13 protein-coding genes and 2 riboswitches are annotated in these 14502 nt (G+C 71.4%); of the genes, 12 read left to right on the forward strand and 1 reads right to left on the reverse strand.

Translation table 11 applies throughout. The annotated features are described in order from the left end of the window. The first annotated feature begins 122 nt into the window (after positions 1-122). Positions 123-306, forward strand: a riboswitch (cobalamin riboswitch). Positions 307-362: 56 nt separating this feature from the next. The 5 genes from ACYVKX_RS11585 to bluB are packed head-to-tail and all read left to right on the forward strand — an operon-like array spanning position 363 to position 4807. Beyond that, on the forward strand, positions 363-1208 hold the full coding sequence (locus ACYVKX_RS11585) for a nitrite reductase (protein WP_460832240.1): 846 nt from the start codon (positions 363-365) through the stop codon (positions 1206-1208). Continuing rightward, a complete protein-coding gene (locus tag ACYVKX_RS11590; protein ID WP_224131692.1) occupies positions 1205-1870 on the forward strand; it encodes a precorrin-8X methylmutase in 666 nt (221 codons plus the stop codon). Before ACYVKX_RS11585 ends, ACYVKX_RS11590 begins: the two co-directional genes overlap by 4 nt. Then, complete coding sequence (gene cobJ, locus ACYVKX_RS11595; RefSeq protein WP_460832242.1) at positions 1867-3396, forward strand: precorrin-3B C(17)-methyltransferase; 1530 nt, start codon at positions 1867-1869, stop codon at positions 3394-3396. The genes ACYVKX_RS11590 and cobJ overlap by 4 nt, the downstream gene beginning before the upstream one ends. After that, positions 3393-4166: a precorrin-4 C(11)-methyltransferase gene (cobM, locus tag ACYVKX_RS11600; RefSeq protein ID WP_460832245.1), complete on the forward strand. Its 774-nt coding sequence runs from the start codon at positions 3393-3395 to the stop codon at positions 4164-4166. Before cobJ ends, cobM begins: the two co-directional genes overlap by 4 nt. Then, the gene (gene bluB, locus ACYVKX_RS11605; RefSeq protein WP_460832248.1) at positions 4166-4807 is read left to right on the forward strand and encodes a 5,6-dimethylbenzimidazole synthase; all 642 of its coding nucleotides are present in this window, start codon (positions 4166-4168) and stop codon (positions 4805-4807) included. Before cobM ends, bluB begins: the two co-directional genes overlap by 1 nt. On the opposite strand, the gene cbiE is transcribed toward bluB, so the two are convergent. Next, the gene (cbiE, locus tag ACYVKX_RS11610; RefSeq protein WP_460832250.1) at positions 4782-5993 is read right to left on the reverse strand and encodes a precorrin-6y C5,15-methyltransferase (decarboxylating) subunit CbiE; all 1212 of its coding nucleotides are present in this window, start codon (positions 5991-5993) and stop codon (positions 4782-4784) included. The two genes, bluB and cbiE, sit on opposite strands and share 26 nt — an antisense overlap. 56 nt (positions 5994-6049) lie before the next feature. Continuing rightward, positions 6050-6196: riboswitch (cobalamin riboswitch) on the forward strand. Positions 6197-6225: 29 nt separating this feature from the next. On the opposite strand from cbiE, the gene ACYVKX_RS11615 reads away from it, so the two are divergent. From ACYVKX_RS11615 to ACYVKX_RS11645, 7 genes are all read left to right on the forward strand, one after another. Next, positions 6226-8292, forward strand: coding sequence for a VWA domain-containing protein (locus tag ACYVKX_RS11615; protein WP_460832253.1), 2067 nt, complete (start codon positions 6226-6228; stop codon positions 8290-8292). Beyond that, positions 8292-8906 carry a cob(I)yrinic acid a,c-diamide adenosyltransferase gene (cobO, locus tag ACYVKX_RS11620; RefSeq protein WP_246298455.1) on the forward strand — a complete coding sequence of 205 codons (615 nt, stop codon included), beginning with the start codon at positions 8292-8294 and terminating at the stop codon, positions 8904-8906. Before ACYVKX_RS11615 ends, cobO begins: the two co-directional genes overlap by 1 nt. Continuing rightward, positions 8900-11332, forward strand: a complete 2433-nt coding sequence (locus ACYVKX_RS11625) for a cobyrinate a,c-diamide synthase (protein ID WP_460832258.1) — start codon at positions 8900-8902, stop codon at positions 11330-11332. Before cobO ends, ACYVKX_RS11625 begins: the two co-directional genes overlap by 7 nt. Positions 11333-11340: 8 nt before the next feature. Beyond that, positions 11341-12381: a nicotinate-nucleotide--dimethylbenzimidazole phosphoribosyltransferase gene (gene cobT / locus ACYVKX_RS11630; protein ID WP_224131706.1), complete on the forward strand. Its 1041-nt coding sequence runs from the start codon at positions 11341-11343 to the stop codon at positions 12379-12381. After that, positions 12381-13148, forward strand: coding sequence for an adenosylcobinamide-GDP ribazoletransferase (locus ACYVKX_RS11635; protein WP_460832369.1), 768 nt, complete (start codon positions 12381-12383; stop codon positions 13146-13148). Before cobT ends, ACYVKX_RS11635 begins: the two co-directional genes overlap by 1 nt. Then, on the forward strand, positions 13145-14101 hold the full coding sequence (locus ACYVKX_RS11640) for a cobalamin biosynthesis protein (RefSeq protein WP_460832262.1): 957 nt from the start codon (positions 13145-13147) through the stop codon (positions 14099-14101). The genes ACYVKX_RS11635 and ACYVKX_RS11640 overlap by 4 nt, the downstream gene beginning before the upstream one ends. Before the next feature lie 132 nt (positions 14102-14233). After that, on the forward strand, positions 14234-14452 hold the full coding sequence (locus ACYVKX_RS11645) for a CbtB domain-containing protein (protein WP_068751247.1): 219 nt from the start codon (positions 14234-14236) through the stop codon (positions 14450-14452). Positions 14453-14502: the final 50 nt, after the last annotated feature.

Below are 14502 nucleotides of genomic sequence, written 5' to 3' on the forward strand. Positions count from 1 at the left end.
CAACCTCTTCCATTGCCTGGTCAGAGCGGTCCCGGCGATGGCCGATCCGCACCCTGACAGGCCTGCAGCAAGCGGGGCGGAGGTCTCCGCGGGTTCGCCCCATCGGTCGCGTGAGTGGGAGGCGCTAGTGTGTGGGCGCCAGTCGTACTCCACTCGTGGAGTCAGGGAACCCGGTGAGATTCCGGGACTGACGCGCAGCGGTGAGGGTGACGGGCGAGGCAACACGCCACTGGAGCGATGCTCTGGGAAGGTGCCTCGCACCGGTTGATCCCGAGTCCGAAGACCTGCTGGCACTGGTGACAACCGTCGCCAGGTCGTACGTGGACTCCGCGACAGGGTCCCTGACCAGATAGGTCCTGGCAGTGTCAGCCTCCCGCACTCGCGCCGACCGGTGTCCTGGCGCCCTCCGGCCGTGGCGGGCTGCGGACGGCCTTCTCGTACGGCTTCGACTGATCGGGGGCAGGGTTCCCGCGAGAGCGCTGAGGTCGCTCGTCGAGGTCGCTGAGGAGTACGGCGACGGACGCGTGCACACGACGTCGCGGGCGAATCTTCAGGTGCGTGCCTTCCCCGGCTTCGAAGGCCGGTTGTCATCCGAGGCGCTCGCCGCCCTCGAGCGAACGGGCCTCCTGCCCAGCAGGACCCATGAACTGGTCCGCAATGTGATGGTGTCCCCGCAAACCGGTTTGGCCGGGGGTCGCGCCGACCTCCGAGCGGTTGCACGTGAGCTGGACGACCGGTTGTGCGCTGACCCGGATCTCGCGGCCCTGTCGGGCCGGTTCCTGTTCGTGCTCGACGACGGACGCGGCGATCTACTGGCTCGCAGCTGCGACCTGGGGCTGGTCGCGCTGGACTCGACCTGGGCTCAGCTACGGATCGGGACCGGGTGGGGGGCGACCGTGGAGCTCGCGGAGGCGGCAGGGCGGATCGCGGAGCTGGCGCATGAGTTCGTCGTATGCCGAGGGTGCGGGCCGGGCGCGGCCTGGCACGTGTCGGAGCTGGCCGAGGCCCTCGCCGTACCGAGAGCGTCCGATCCAGGCCTCCCTGACCCGGCGGAACCGTTGCCATTCGGGGCGGTGCCCGGTGGGCGTCATGTCGAGGTTTCCGAGACCGGTCTCGACCAACAGGTCATCGAAGACCTGACCGCAGCAGTCGATCACGTGATTGTCACACCGTGGCGTGGCGTGCTCATTCCCGAGGAGAGCAGATGACCAACCTGCGCAGGCCAACGCGCCACTACGAGTACGTCGACTCCGGACCCGCCATCTATGTCGACTCCTTCGCCACCATCCGGCGAGAGGCCGACCTGCGGGCCGTGCCGGCCGATGCCGAGAAGCTCGCCGTCCGCATGATCCACGGCAGCGGGCAGGTCGACCTCGCTGATGACTTGATCGTGCATCCGCAGATGGTGTCGACTGCCCGGGCCGCGCTGGAGTCGGGCGCGCCGATCCTGTGCGATGCGACCATGGTCGCGACCGGCGTCACCCGGAGCCGACTGCCGAAGGACAACGACGTCGTCTGCCTGCTCAACGACCCGCGGGTGCCCGGGCTGGCCCGCGAGTGGCGTACCACCCGTACCGCCGCTGCCGTCTCACTGTGGGGGCCGCGACTAGACGGTGCCGTTGTCGCCATCGGCAACGCTCCGACTGCACTGTTCCACCTACTGGAGATGATTCTCGACGGGGGCCCACGACCCGCGGCGATCGTGGGCTGCCCGGTCGGCTTCATCGGTGCTGCCGAGTCCAAGCAGGCTCTCGTGGACCTCCACGCCGAGCACGGCATCGACATCCCCTACGCGACCGTCCGCGGCCGTCGCGGTGGATCGGCGATGACCTCGTCAGCACTCAACGCTCTCGCGCAGGAGGCAGAATGACCGGCCGTTTCACGGTTGTCGGCATCGGCCCCGGCGACCCGGAGCTCATGACGCTGAGAGCCGCTCGGATCATCGGCGCGTCCGACGTCGTCGCGTACCACGCTGGCGTGAAGAAGAAGTCCCACGCACGCCGCATCGCCGACGGCGTCATTCCGGCCGACGCCATCGAGGAGGAGCTGCGCTACCCGGTCACCACCGGCACCACGAACCACCCCGGTGGGTATGTCGGGGCGATGGCCGACTTCTACGAGTCCTGCGCGGTGCGGCTCTCGGATCACCTCGACGCCGGTCGCGACGTGGTTCTGCTCTCGGAGGGCGATCCCCTCTTCTACGGCTCGTCGATGTACCTCCACGACCGGTTTAAGGAGATCTACCCGACCGAGGTGGTGCCGGGCGTGCCCGCCTTCGCGGCGGCGACAGCGGCGATCTCTGGTAGCTCTGGCCCGCTGGTTCGACAGACAGACGTCCTGACCGTCCTCCCTGGAACCCTGCCCGAGCCGGAGCTTGCGAGACGGCTGGCGGACACGGAAGCCGCCGTCATCATGAAGCTCGGCCGGACGTTTCCGGCCGTGCGCTCAGCGCTGGCGCAGGCCGGGCGGCTCGAGGGCGCTTGGTACGTCGAGCGGGCGTCGCAGTCCGAGGAGCGTTGGCTGCCCGTCGCCGAGGTCGACCCGGACTCCGTGCCCTACTTCTCCCTAATCGTCGTCCCTGGCGACACGGCCAACCGGCCGACCGCTGACCGGCTGCGCGCTCGCGACGCGGAGCCCAGTGGATCCGCCGCGACACACGACGAGCGGACCGCTGAACTCCTGGTCGTCGGCCTCGGTCCCGGCCCCGACCACTGGCTCACGCCAGAAGCCTCGGCGGCGTTGGGCGAGGTCGACCACGTGGTCGGCTACGCCCCGTACGTGGCTCGCGTCCCGCAGCGTGCCGGACTGACCCGCCACGCGTCGGGCAACACCGTAGAGGTCGACCGGGCTCGTGTCGCGCTCGACCTGGCCAAAGCGGGGGAGAGGGTCGCGGTCGTCTCAGGCGGCGACGCTGGCGTCTTCGGGATGGCAGCAGCCGTCTTCGAGGCGGCCGAGGACCCGGCGTACGCGGGCGTGCCGATCCGGGTGCTGCCGGGGGTCAGCGCCGTGCAGGCGGTGGCCGCCCGTGCCGGTGCGCCCATCGGGGCAGACTTCGCCGTCGTCTCGCTCTCCGACAGGCTCAAGGCGTGGGAGGTCGTGGAACGGCGCCTCCGCGCCATCGCCGACGCCGACCTCGTGCTAGCGATCTACAACCCGGCCTCCCGCTCCCGGACCGAGCAGATAGCCACCGCCCACCGTGTCCTGCTGGAACACCGCAAGCCAGAGACCGTCGTCATCGTCGGGCGCGACGTCGGGCGCGACGAGGAGTCGCTGACCGTCACGACGCTGGCCGACCTGGACCCGGAGACGATCGACATGAAGTGCCTGCTGATCGTGGGTGCCGAGAGCACGCGGGTGAGCCGCGCCGGCGTGTGGACGCCGAGGTACGTGCGGTGAGTGCTGCCGTCCACTTCGTCGGCGCCGGACCGGGCGCGGCCGACCTGCTGACCGTGCGCGCGACGCACCTGCTGGCGCAGGCGGACCTGGTGCTCTATCCCGGCACCTACCTCGATCCCGACGTGCTCGCCCACGTCGGCCCGAGCGCAGAGCTCGTCGACACCCAAGACCTCGACCTCGACACGATGGTCGCGCGGATGGTCGGCGCAGCTGGCGCGGGGCAGACGGTGGTGCGATTGACGTCCGGCGACCCGTCTCTCTATTCCGCGCTGCACGAGCAGACCCGCCGGCTCGATGCTGCCGGGGTTGCCTGGTCGGTGACGCCCGGGGTGCCCGCCTATGCTGCCGCTGCTGCGCTGGTCGGGAGCGAGCTGACGGTGCCGCTGGTGGCGCAGTCGGTGGTGCTGACCCGCATCCAGGCCCGCTCTACCGCGATGCCGGAGTCCGAGTCGCTGGCGGCGTTCGCTGCGACCCGCTCGACGCTCGTGCTGCATCTGGCGATCACGCGAGTGCGGGCGCTGATGGCCGAGGTCGAACCGGAGTACGGCGAGGACTGCCCGGTGGCCGTCGTCTACCGCGCCAGCCAGCCCGGGGAGCAGGTGCTGCGTGGCACGGTGGCGACCATCTCGGAGGTGGTGGAGGCGGCAGGGCTGCGCCAGGCGGCCGTGATCCTGGTCGGCTGGGCGCTGGCCCGCGAGGGCGGCGAGTCCTATCTCTACGACGCGGCCCGCGACCGGAGCTCGAAGCGACGCGGCGATCGGGGGCTCTGATGGAGCTCTACGACGTCATCAACCGTCGTCGTGACACTCGCCGAGAATTCACAGGTGAGCCGTTGGCCGCCGAGGTGCTGGAGCGGCTGCTGTCGGCGGCTCACTGTGCACCGAGTGTCGGGATGAGCCAACCGTGGGACTTCGTGCTGGTCCGCTCGCCGGACGCGCTCAGCGCTTTCGCCGACCACGTCGCGCTCGAGCGGGACGCATTCGCGGCGACGCTCAGCGGTGAGCGCGCCGAGACGTTCTCGCGGATCAAGGTCGAAGGGATCCGCGAGTCGCGGCTCGGGATCGTGGTCGGCTACGACCCGACCCGCGGCGGGCCGAGGGTGCTCGGGCGACACGCCATCGCCGACGCCGGGCTCTACTCGGTGGTCTGCGCCATCCAGAACCTCTGGCTCGCCGCGACCGCCGAGGGCGTCGGGGTGGGGTGGGTCAGTTTCTACCGCGAGGAGTTCCTGCGCGACCTCGTCGGCATGCCGGAGCGCGTACGGCCGGTGGCGTGGCTCTGCGTCGGCGCCGTCTCGGAGCTACCGGACGTGCCTGACCTGGAGCGCTACGGCTGGCGGCACCGCTCGCCGTTGGCGAGCGTCCTGCATGAGGAGAGGTACGGCGTCAGCGCGTCAGTGCCCACTGCGTGACGGTACGGGCCGGGGTCCACCCGGTGAAGGCGCCGACCGGTGCACTGGTCTCGACCGAGACTCGGGTCAGCTCACCGCCGTGCTCCCGGTAGAGCCGACCGAGCAGCATCTCGGTCTCGAGCGTCACGCCGTGCACGACCAGCCGGCCGGCCGGTCGCAGCGCCGTCAGGCAGGCGTCGATCACCCCGTCGCGGGTGGCGCCGCCGCCGATGAAGATGGCGTCCGGCGGGCGGAGCCCGGCGAGCGCGCCGGGGGCCCGTCCGTGCACGACCTCGAGCCCCGGCACACCGAGACTCGTGGCGTTGCGGCTGATCCGCGCAGCACGGTCGGCGTCCGCCTCGACCGCCGTCGTCGTGCAGGACGGGTGGGCGCGCATCCACTCGATCCCGACCGAGCCGGCTCCGGCGCCGACATCCCACAGGTGCTCGCCCGGGGTCGGGGAGAGCCGGGCGAGAGCGCTGGCGCGCAGGTCGCGCTTGGTCAGCTGGCCGTCGTGCTCGAAGGCGTCGTCGGGCAGACCGGCGACCCAGCCGCCGAGGCTCGGGCCGACGCAGTCAATCGCGACGACGTTGAGCCGAGGGAGGTCGAACTCCTTGCCGGTGAGGATGACGGCCTTGTCGAACAGGAAAGAGCTCTGCTCGCGTCCGCCCAGGTCGCCGAGGACGGTGAGCTCACTGTCGCCGTACCCCTCCGCGACCAGCAGCGCCGCCACATCCCTCGGCGTGTGTTCATCGGACGAGAGAACCAGGATCCGACGGCCAGGGGCGAGCTCGCGGCGCACCAGCGCGACGTCGCGACCCACCACGCTCACGACCGCATGGCTCTCCGCCGACCAGCGCATCGCCGCCCGTGCGAGGGCGACTGAGGAGATCCCCGGGACGACAGTCACCTCGTCAGGCCCGAGCAGGTCCATGAAGGTCGTGGCGATCCCCGACACCAGCGGGTCGCCGGACGCCAGGGCGACGACATGCCCGCCCGCCGCCTCGTCCGCCAGGGACGCGAGCAGCGCCGGCAACCGGTCACGCATCGGGGAGGGCCAGGGCTCGCGGCGCTGCCCCGGCACGTCGGGCAGGAGGTCGAGGTGCCGGCGCCCACCGAGCACCACGCGGGCTCGCTCGACCCAGGCCCGGCCAACCTCCGGCACACCGTCCCAGCCGTCGGCGCCGATACCCACCACAGTGATCACGCGAGCAGACGCTATCGTGAGCCCCGCAAGGCGAGAGGTGCCCCAACGGCCCAGCCATCGGAAACGGTGGGGACGGCGGACGGGGAGAATCTGGGAAGCCGGTGAGATTCCGGCACAGGCCCGCTGCGGTGAACCGAGCCTCCACTCACGAGTTGAGCGGAGGACTCGGCAAGTCCGAAGACCGGCCTCCCGCCCGACCAGTCACTGCTGGCGAACAGAGCGGGAGCCTCACATGCCACAGCACTACCCATTTTCAGCCGTCCTCGGTTGCGAGACCGACGCCCTGGACGACATGGGCCTCGCGCTCGTCCTCACGACGATCTCGCCGGAGATCGGTGGCGTGCTCGTGCGGGGCGAGAAGGGCACCGCGAAGTCGACAACGGTGCGGGCGCTGGCCGCCGTGCTGCCGCCCATCGATGTGTACGCGGCCGACAGGTTCTCCGTGGACCCTGCCGACCCGGCAGCCACATCGCCCGACGGCCCGTTCGGCACCGAGACGGAGACCATCGTCCGTCCGGTGCGGCTCGTCGAACTACCCGTAGGCGCGACCGAGGACCGAGTCCTCGGCTCCCTCCACCTCGAGCGGGCGCTGTCACACGGCAAGGTGGAGTACGAGCCCGGACTGCTCGCGAGAGCACACCGCGGCATCCTCTACGTCGACGAGGTCAACCTGCTGCACGACCACCTCGTCGACCTGCTCCTAGATGCCGCGGCAATGGGTCAGGTCACCGTCGAGCGCGACGGCGTATCGGTCGAGCACGCAGCCCGGTTCGTGCTGATCGGCACGATGAACCCCGAGGAGGGGGAACTGCGCCCGCAGCTGCTCGACCGCTTCGGGCTCACCGTCGAGGTTGCCGCCCCCCGGGAGCCGGCGCTACGCGCCGAGGTCGTGCGCCGGCGGATGGCCTACGACGCCGATCCGGTCGCGTTCACCGCGCGCTACCGCGACGCCGACCGCGCCCTAACCGAGCGAGTCGAGACCGCCCGCGAGCGTCTCGCCAAGGTGCGGCTCACCGAGTCTGCGCTCATGAAGATCGCCGAAGTCTGTGCCACGTTCGAGGTCGACGGGCTTCGCGCCGACATCGTCACCGCCCGCACCGCGGTCGCCCACGCCGCCTGGGAGGGCCGCGATGAGGTCACCCGCGCCGACATCCGACGCGCCGCACTGCTGGCGCTGCCGCACCGGCGCCGCCGCAACCCCTTCGATGCTCCCGGTCTCGACGATGACCTACTCGACCAGGTCCTGGGCGACGACGAGCTACCGCCCGAGCCGCCGGAGGGTCCGGCCCCCGATGAGCCGCAGAGCCCACCCGAGGACGACACACCAGATCAGGCGCAGGCTGCCGGACCGCGGGACGAGGCCGGTGAGGGCGACAGTGATCAGGCGCCGACCGACGACACTCTGGCGGAGACTCCGGCCGAGTCTGACGTCGAGCAGCCGATGACGCCTCCCGCAGGCACCGAGGCCGGTTCGACGGTTCGTGCCACCGCGCCGTACCGACCGCGACTGCTGAAGGTGCAGGGGCTCGGCGAGGGCGCGGCCGGACGACGCAGCCGAGCCCTCGCGAGCACCGGTCGCCGCGTCGGCGCCCGGCTGCCGGACGGGCCCACCGGCTCGCTCCACCTGGTGGAGACCCTGCTGGCGGCCGCTGGCAAGCAGTCCTCGCGCGGCCGCACGACCGGACGCGTGGAGCTGCGCAACGAGGACCTCCGGGTCGCCGTGCGGGAGGGTCGGGAGGCCAATCTTGTGCTCTTCTGCGTTGACGCCTCCGGCTCTATGGCCGCGCGTAAGCGGATGTCCCAGGTGAAGACCGCGATCCTCTCGCTGCTGCTCGACGCCTACCGCCGCCGTGACAAGGTCGGCCTGGTCACCTTCCGAGGCGCCGAGGCGACGGTCGCGCTGCCGCCCACACGCTCCGTCGACATCGCTGCAGCGCGGCTCGACGAAGTTCCGGCAGGGGGACGTACGCCGCTGGCCGAAGGGCTGCTCGAAGCCGCTCGCGTGCTGACCCGTGAGCGAATGCGCGATCCACGACTGCGACCACTCCTGGTTCTGGTCACGGACGGTCGCGCGACGGGCGGAAAAGACGCTGTCGCGCGGTCACAGCAGGCTGCGGAGTACGTCGCCGGGCTCGGCGTGACGACGGTCGTCATCGACGGCGAGAGCGGCCCCCTGCGTCTTGGCCTCGCACTGCGACTCGCCGAGCTGCTGCGTGCCGAACACCTCCCCGTGGCCGAGGTCAGTGCTGAGGCGCTGGCCGGCACGGTCCGATCCCGCACGCAAAAGGGAGCGGCCTGATGCCCCAGGGCAAGCCCGCCGTCGTCCCCGACGACGGCCTGACGACGAAGCAGCGTCGCAACCGACCACTGCTGGTGGTGCACACCGGCGACGGCAAGGGGAAGTCCACCGCCGCCTTCGGGCTCGCGCTCCGCGGGTGGAACCAGGGCTGGAAGATCGGTGTCTTCCAGTTCGTGAAGTCGGCCAAATGGCGCATCGGCGAGCAGACCGTTCTGGAGCGACTGGGCCGGCTGCACGAGGAGACGGGCGAGGGCGGCCCGGTCGAGTGGCACAAGATGGGTTCCGGCTGGTCGTGGACCCGAAAGCAGGGTGACGCCGAAGACCACGAGACCGCGGCTCTGCAGGGATGGCAGGAGATCAAGCGCCGCCTGGCCGACGAGAGCCACGACCTGCTGATCCTCGACGAGTTCACCTACCCGATGAAGTGGGGCTGGGTGGACGTCCAGGACGTCGTAGAGACGCTGACCAACCGCCCGGGCTTCCAGCACGTGATCATCACGGGCCGCAATGCCGATCCCCTACTCGTCGAGGCTGCCGACCTAGTCACGGAGATGAGCAAGGTCAAGCATCCGATGGACGTCGGCCAGAAGGGCCAGAGGGGCATCGAGTGGTAGCCCTGCCCCGGCTCGTCGTTGCAGCACCGTCGACCGGACAGGGGAAGACCACGATCGCCACCGGCCTGATGGCGGCACTGCGGATCGCCGGCCACGAGGTGAGCGGCCACAAGGTCGGTCCGGACTACATCGACCCCGGCTACCACGCCTTGGCGACCGGCCGCCCCGGCCGCAACCTCGACCCGCACCTCGTGGGCGAGGAGCGGCTCGTCCCGATGTTGCTGCACGGTGCGTCCGGCGCGGACATCGCGGTGATCGAGGGCGTCATGGGCCTGTACGACGGACGACTGGGCACCGACGGATTCGCCTCCACCGCGCACGTCGCCACACTCACCCGGACGCCAGTCGTGCTCGTGATCGACGTCGCCAAGCTGTCCCGCTCCGCGGGGGCGATCGCCCTCGGCATGGCGACGTTCGACGCCGGAGTCCGGGTGGCCGGTGTCGTCCTCAACCAGGCGGGATCGGACCGCAACACCGCCGAGATCATCGGCTCGCTCGAGCAAACGGGCCTGCCGGTCCTTGGCGTGATGCCGCGCGACGTCCGGCTCTCCACACCCTCACGCCACCTGGGGCTCGTCCCCGCCGCCGAACGGGACGGTTCCATCCGGATGATCGAACAGCTCGGGGAGCAGGTGGCCCGCCACCTGGACCTCGACGCGATCCTCGAGGTCGCCCGCTCGGCGCCGCATCTGGACGCCGAGTCGTGGAGCCCCGCACGAGAGGTGATGTCGGTCGGCGCCAGCGACCACCGGCCAGTCGTCGCGATGGCCGGCGGGCGCGCCTTCACGTTCCGCTACGCGGAGACCGAAGAGCTCCTGACCGCTGCCGGCTGCGAGGTCGTCACCTTCGATCCGCTCGTCGATCAGGCCCTTCCGGCTGGCACGCAGGGCATCTACCTCGGCGGCGGGTTCCCCGAGGTGTACGCCGCCGAGCTCGCCGCTAACCGTGGTCTGCTGGACGATCTGCGTAGCGCCGTGGCAGCCGGGATCCCGACGGTCGCCGAGTGCGCCGGGTTGCTCTACCTGGCCGAGTCGCTCGACGGCGCACCCATGGCGGGCATCCTCCCGGCCACGGCTGCGATGGCAGGGCGGCTCGTGCTGCGTTACCCGGCTGCGGTCGCCGCGACCGACTCGCTCCTCACCAAGGCAGGGGAGGAGGTCACCGGCCATGAGTTCCACCGCACCCGTACCTCCCCGGCGGCCGGCGAGAGCGCGGCATGGGCGATCGACGACGAACCAGTCGGCTATGCCAGCGGGAACCTCCACGCGTCGTACCTCCACGTCCATTGGGCCGGCCACCCTCAGCTCGCCCAGCGGTTCGCCGACGCCGTCTACGCCGCGCCGATGCACGTGGTCTCGCCCGCTCCGCCTGCGGTGCCCGTCACGCGACCCCGTGACCGTGTGGCCGACCCTTTGCGCCATCACGGCGACGTCGAGACGGGGGAGGGGCTCTTGGACTTCGCCGTCAACGTCTACGACGGCGGCCGGCCGGCCTGGTTGGAGCGCGCCCTGCGCGAGAGCCTCACCGCGGCGGCGGCGTACCCCGACGCCGAGCCGGCCCGCGCCGCGATCGCCCAGCGGCACGGCCGAGAGCTCGAGGAGGTCCTTCCGACCGCCGGCGCCGCGGAGGCGTTCACGTTGATCGCCCAGCTGCGCCCATGGCGGCGCCCCATCGTCGTACACCCCCAGTTCACCGAGCCGCATGCGGCGCTGGAGCAGGCCGGACACACCGTGACGACGGTCCTGTGCCGACCGGCGAATGGCTTCGCGCTCGACCCCGACGCGATCCCTGATGACGCCGATCTCGTCGTCATCGGCAATCCCACCAATCCGACCGGTGTCCTCCACCCCGCAGACCTGCTCCGCGGTCTGCGCCGGAGAGGTCGACTCGTCGTGGTCGACGAGGCGTTCATGGACGCGGTGCCCGGCGAGACCGGCTCCCTGGCCCGCGAGCGACTCAAGGGCCTGGTGGTCGTCCGGAGTCTCACCAAGCACTGGTCCATCCCGGGCATCCGAGTCGGCTACATCGTCGGCGATCGCACGCAGGTCCGTTGGTTGGCCGACCGGCAAACGCCTTGGTCCGTCTCGGCACCGGCCATCGCGGCAACGATCGCGTGCACCAGCCGGACAGCGACCCCCGAGGCCCGCGACCGCGCGGCCACGCTGGCGCGCTGGCGCGACTTCCTCGAAGGCGGTCTTCGCGGACGCGGGATCGACTACGCGCCATCGGCGGCGCCCTTCGTCCTGGCGCGGTTGGGACGGGGCGCTCATGCGGCGCTGAGGGAGCGCGGCGTCGCCGTACGCCGGGCCGACACGTTCCCGGGGCTCGACTCCACTTGGGTCCGCATCGCCGTGCGTCCACCGGGGATGACGAACCAGTTCTTCACCGCGCTCGACGCGGTCCGCCTTCTCCAGCCCACCTCGTGAGGTCCGCCATGCCCTACGTCTCCGCCCCGTCCGACATCGCCCGCGATCATGCGGCCAAGCGCTTGGCCGCGCTGGCCACCCCGCCCGGTGCCCTCGGCCGCCTCGGCGAGCTGGGTATCTGGCTCGCGTCCTGCCAGGGCCATGTACCTCCGAAGCCGGTGAATGACGTCCGGCTGGTCATCTTTGCCGGCGACCATGGCGTCGCCTCGCACGGTGTCTCCGCGTTCCCGCCCGCGATCACCGGTGCGATGGTCCGCACCTTCCTAGCTGGCAAGGCGGCTGTGAATGCCTTGGCAGCCACCCACGGCGTCGCGGTCCGCGTGCTAGACCTCGGTGTCGACGACGACTTCGCCGATCTCGACGAGGCGACTCGCGCGGCGCTGACCGTCCACAAAGTCCGTCGGTCCAGCGGCGCCATTCATCTCGAGGACGCGCTCACGCCGGAGCAGACCCGGCAGGCCCTCGACGCAGGGGCGGCGATCGCGCGAGAGGAGATCCGGGCCGGTGCTCAGCTGCTCCTCGGCGGAGACATGGGCATCGGCAACACCACCCCCGCCGCGGCCCTGGTCGCCGCCGGCCTCGGGCTTCCCGCAGCCGAGGTGGTCGGGCGCGGCACGGGGATCGACGATGTCGCGCTTGCGCACAAGACCGAGGTGATCGACATCGCCCTCCGGCGTGCCGGCACCCGGGCCGGCGACCCGGTCGAGACACTGACAGCCTTGGGAAGCGCAGACCTGGCCGCCACCACCGGCTACCTCCTTGCCGCAGCCCAGGACGGCGTACCGGTGCTGCTCGACGGACTCATGAGCGTGGCCTGTGCCCTCACCGCCGACCGGATCGAGCCCGGCGCCGCCGCCTGGTACGCCGCTGGGCACCGCTCCACCGAGCCTGCCCAGTCCCTCGCGCTCGCCAAGATGGGCCGAGAACCGCTGCTCGACCTCGGCATGCGGCTGGGGGAGGGGTCAGGTGCTGTCGCGGCCGTTCCGGTGGTCCGCAGCGCCTCCGCCGTGCTCCGCGAGGTGGCGTTGCTGTCCGAGCTACGGGCGTGATGCTGCTCGACGCGTGGCGGCTGGCCCTCGGCACACTCACCGCTATCCCCGTCGCCCCACCGGCCCTCGTCGACCGACGCCGGGCCGGCATGGCCATGGTGCTCGCACCGCTGGCAGTCCTGCCGCTCGCGGTGGCGGTGACTCTGGTGGCTCTGGCCGGGCATGGCCTCGACCTGCCGATCCCCGTGGCGGCTCTGTTGGCGCTGGGCGCAACCATCCTCGGCAACCGCGCCTTCCACCTCGACGGGCTCTCCGACACCGTCGACGGCATGGCGGCCTCCTACGACCGCGAGCGGTCATTGGCGGTGATGAAGAGCGGCACGTCGGGTCCGGCCGGCGTCGTGGCGGTGGTCCTGGTCCTCGGCCTGCAGGCCACAGGCCTGGTCGCAGTATTGGCCTCAACGCACCCTGTGCGCGCCGCCGTCCTCGCCGGCTGCGCGCTCTGCGTCTCCCGCGCCGCGCTCGCCACCTGCTGCGCCCGGGGCGTGCCGTCCGCACGACCCGGGGGACTCGGCGACACCTACACCGGCACCGTGGCCCGGCCGGTCGTCGTGCTCATGTGGCTGACGTGCGCCGCCGTTCTCTCGCTCGCCGGCGCTTGGTCCGGACTCGCCTGGTGGCGCGGAGCGCTGGCCAGCGCGATGGCACTCGCCGCGGTCGCCGTCGTCGTCGCGCGAGCGGTGCGGCGGCTCGGTGGCGTCACCGGCGACGTCTTCGGTGCCGCGATCGAGCTGGCGCTCGCCGCCCTGCTGGTGGCCCTCTCGTGAGCGCCCGAGCCGTCGGTCTTCTGCTCGGGTTCGCCGCGGACCGCGTGCTCGGAGACCCGCAGCATCTCCATCCCGTTGCCGGCTTCGGCAACGCGGCCGCGGCGCTGGAGCGTCGGCTGTACGCCGACTCGCGGCCGCGGGGTGCGGCACACACGGCGGCACTCGTCGGGGCGGCGATCGTGGTGGGAGTCGTAGCGGAGCGGGCAGCGCGGAACCCCGTCGCCCAGGCGGTGGCCACCGCCGTGGTGGCCTGGACGGTGCTCGGTGGGCGCTCGCTGGAGCGCGAGGCACTCGCGGTCGACGCGCTCCTGAGAGCAGGCGACCTCCCGGCCGCCCGTGAACGCCTCACCCATCTGGTGGGCCGCGACACCTCGGCGCTGGAGGAGTCGGAGGTCGCGCGCGCGGTCGTGGAGTCCGTCGCGGAGAACACCTCGGACGCCGTCGTTGCACCGCTGCTGTGGGGAGCCGTGGCCGGGATGCCCGGGCTGCTCGGCTACCGGGCGGCCAACACCCTCGACGCGATGGTCGGCCACCACAACGACCGCTATGAGCGGTTCGGCTGGGCCGCCGCCCGCTTCGACGATCTCGTCAACCTGCCCGGCTCGCGGATCGGCGGTGCCGCCACGCTCCTTGCCTCGCCAGGAACGGCGCGGTCCGCCGCCAAGGCATGGCGCCGTGACGCCGCCGCCCATCCCAGCCCCAACGCCGGAGTCGTCGAGGCCACTTTCGCCGGCGCTCTCGGCATCCGGCTGGGCGGCACGAACCGCTACTACGGCAGTTGGCTCGAGCACCGTTCCGTCATGGGCGACGGGCGCGCCGTACGACCCGAGGACATCGGTCGGGCCGCCCGACTCGCACGCAGGGTTGGCATCATCGGTGCGGTCGTGTCGGCATCCGGCGCGTTGCTCGTGGCTCGGCGCACAGCGGGCCGGCGTGCGATAGCATCCGGCTAACGGGCACGAGGAAGCCGGTGAGAATCCGGCACAGTCGCGCTACTGTGACATCGCCTCCGGGCGGTGGAGTCAGACCCGAGTGTCCGTATCCATCCCATCGAACAGGGACGCACGTATCCCTGAGGAGGACACATGTCGCAGGTCTCTGCGGTGCCGGTCGCCGGCGCACCTTCCGTTCCCACCATCCCGTTCGGCCAGCTGGCGCCATGGGCGCTGTTCTTCGGTCTCCTCGGGACGCTGGTGCTCTTCTTCGTCAGCACCGACCAGGGTGCCGTCTCCCTCCTGGCCGGCACGGCCATCCACGAGTGGGTCCACGACGGACGCCACCTTCTCGGCTACCCCTGCCACTGAGCCTGATTCCGGCCCGGATCCAGGCCTGAGCCCGGGATCCGGGCCGAGCT

It is taken from the genome of Nocardioides hungaricus (assembly GCF_054782915.1).

Bases quoted from the DNA above. Each gene is read 5' to 3' on its own strand.
- bluB (WP_460832248.1), top strand. From the start codon at position 4,166: ATGGAGCTCTACGACGTCATCAACCGTCGTCGTGACACTCGCCGAGAA.
- ACYVKX_RS11590 (WP_224131692.1), top strand. From the start codon at position 1,205: ATGACCAACCTGCGCAGGCCAACGCGCCACTACGAGTACGTCGACTCC.
- ACYVKX_RS11645 (WP_068751247.1), top strand. From the start codon at position 14,234: ATGTCGCAGGTCTCTGCGGTGCCGGTCGCCGGCGCACCTTCCGTTCCC.
- cobO (WP_246298455.1), top strand. From the start codon at position 8,292: ATGCCCCAGGGCAAGCCCGCCGTCGTCCCCGACGACGGCCTGACGACG.
- ACYVKX_RS11635 (WP_460832369.1), top strand. From the start codon at position 12,381: ATGCTGCTCGACGCGTGGCGGCTGGCCCTCGGCACACTCACCGCTATC.
- ACYVKX_RS11615 (WP_460832253.1), top strand. From the start codon at position 6,226: ATGCCACAGCACTACCCATTTTCAGCCGTCCTCGGTTGCGAGACCGAC.
- cobJ (WP_460832242.1), top strand. From the start codon at position 1,867: ATGACCGGCCGTTTCACGGTTGTCGGCATCGGCCCCGGCGACCCGGAG.
- cobT (WP_224131706.1), top strand. From the start codon at position 11,341: ATGCCCTACGTCTCCGCCCCGTCCGACATCGCCCGCGATCATGCGGCC.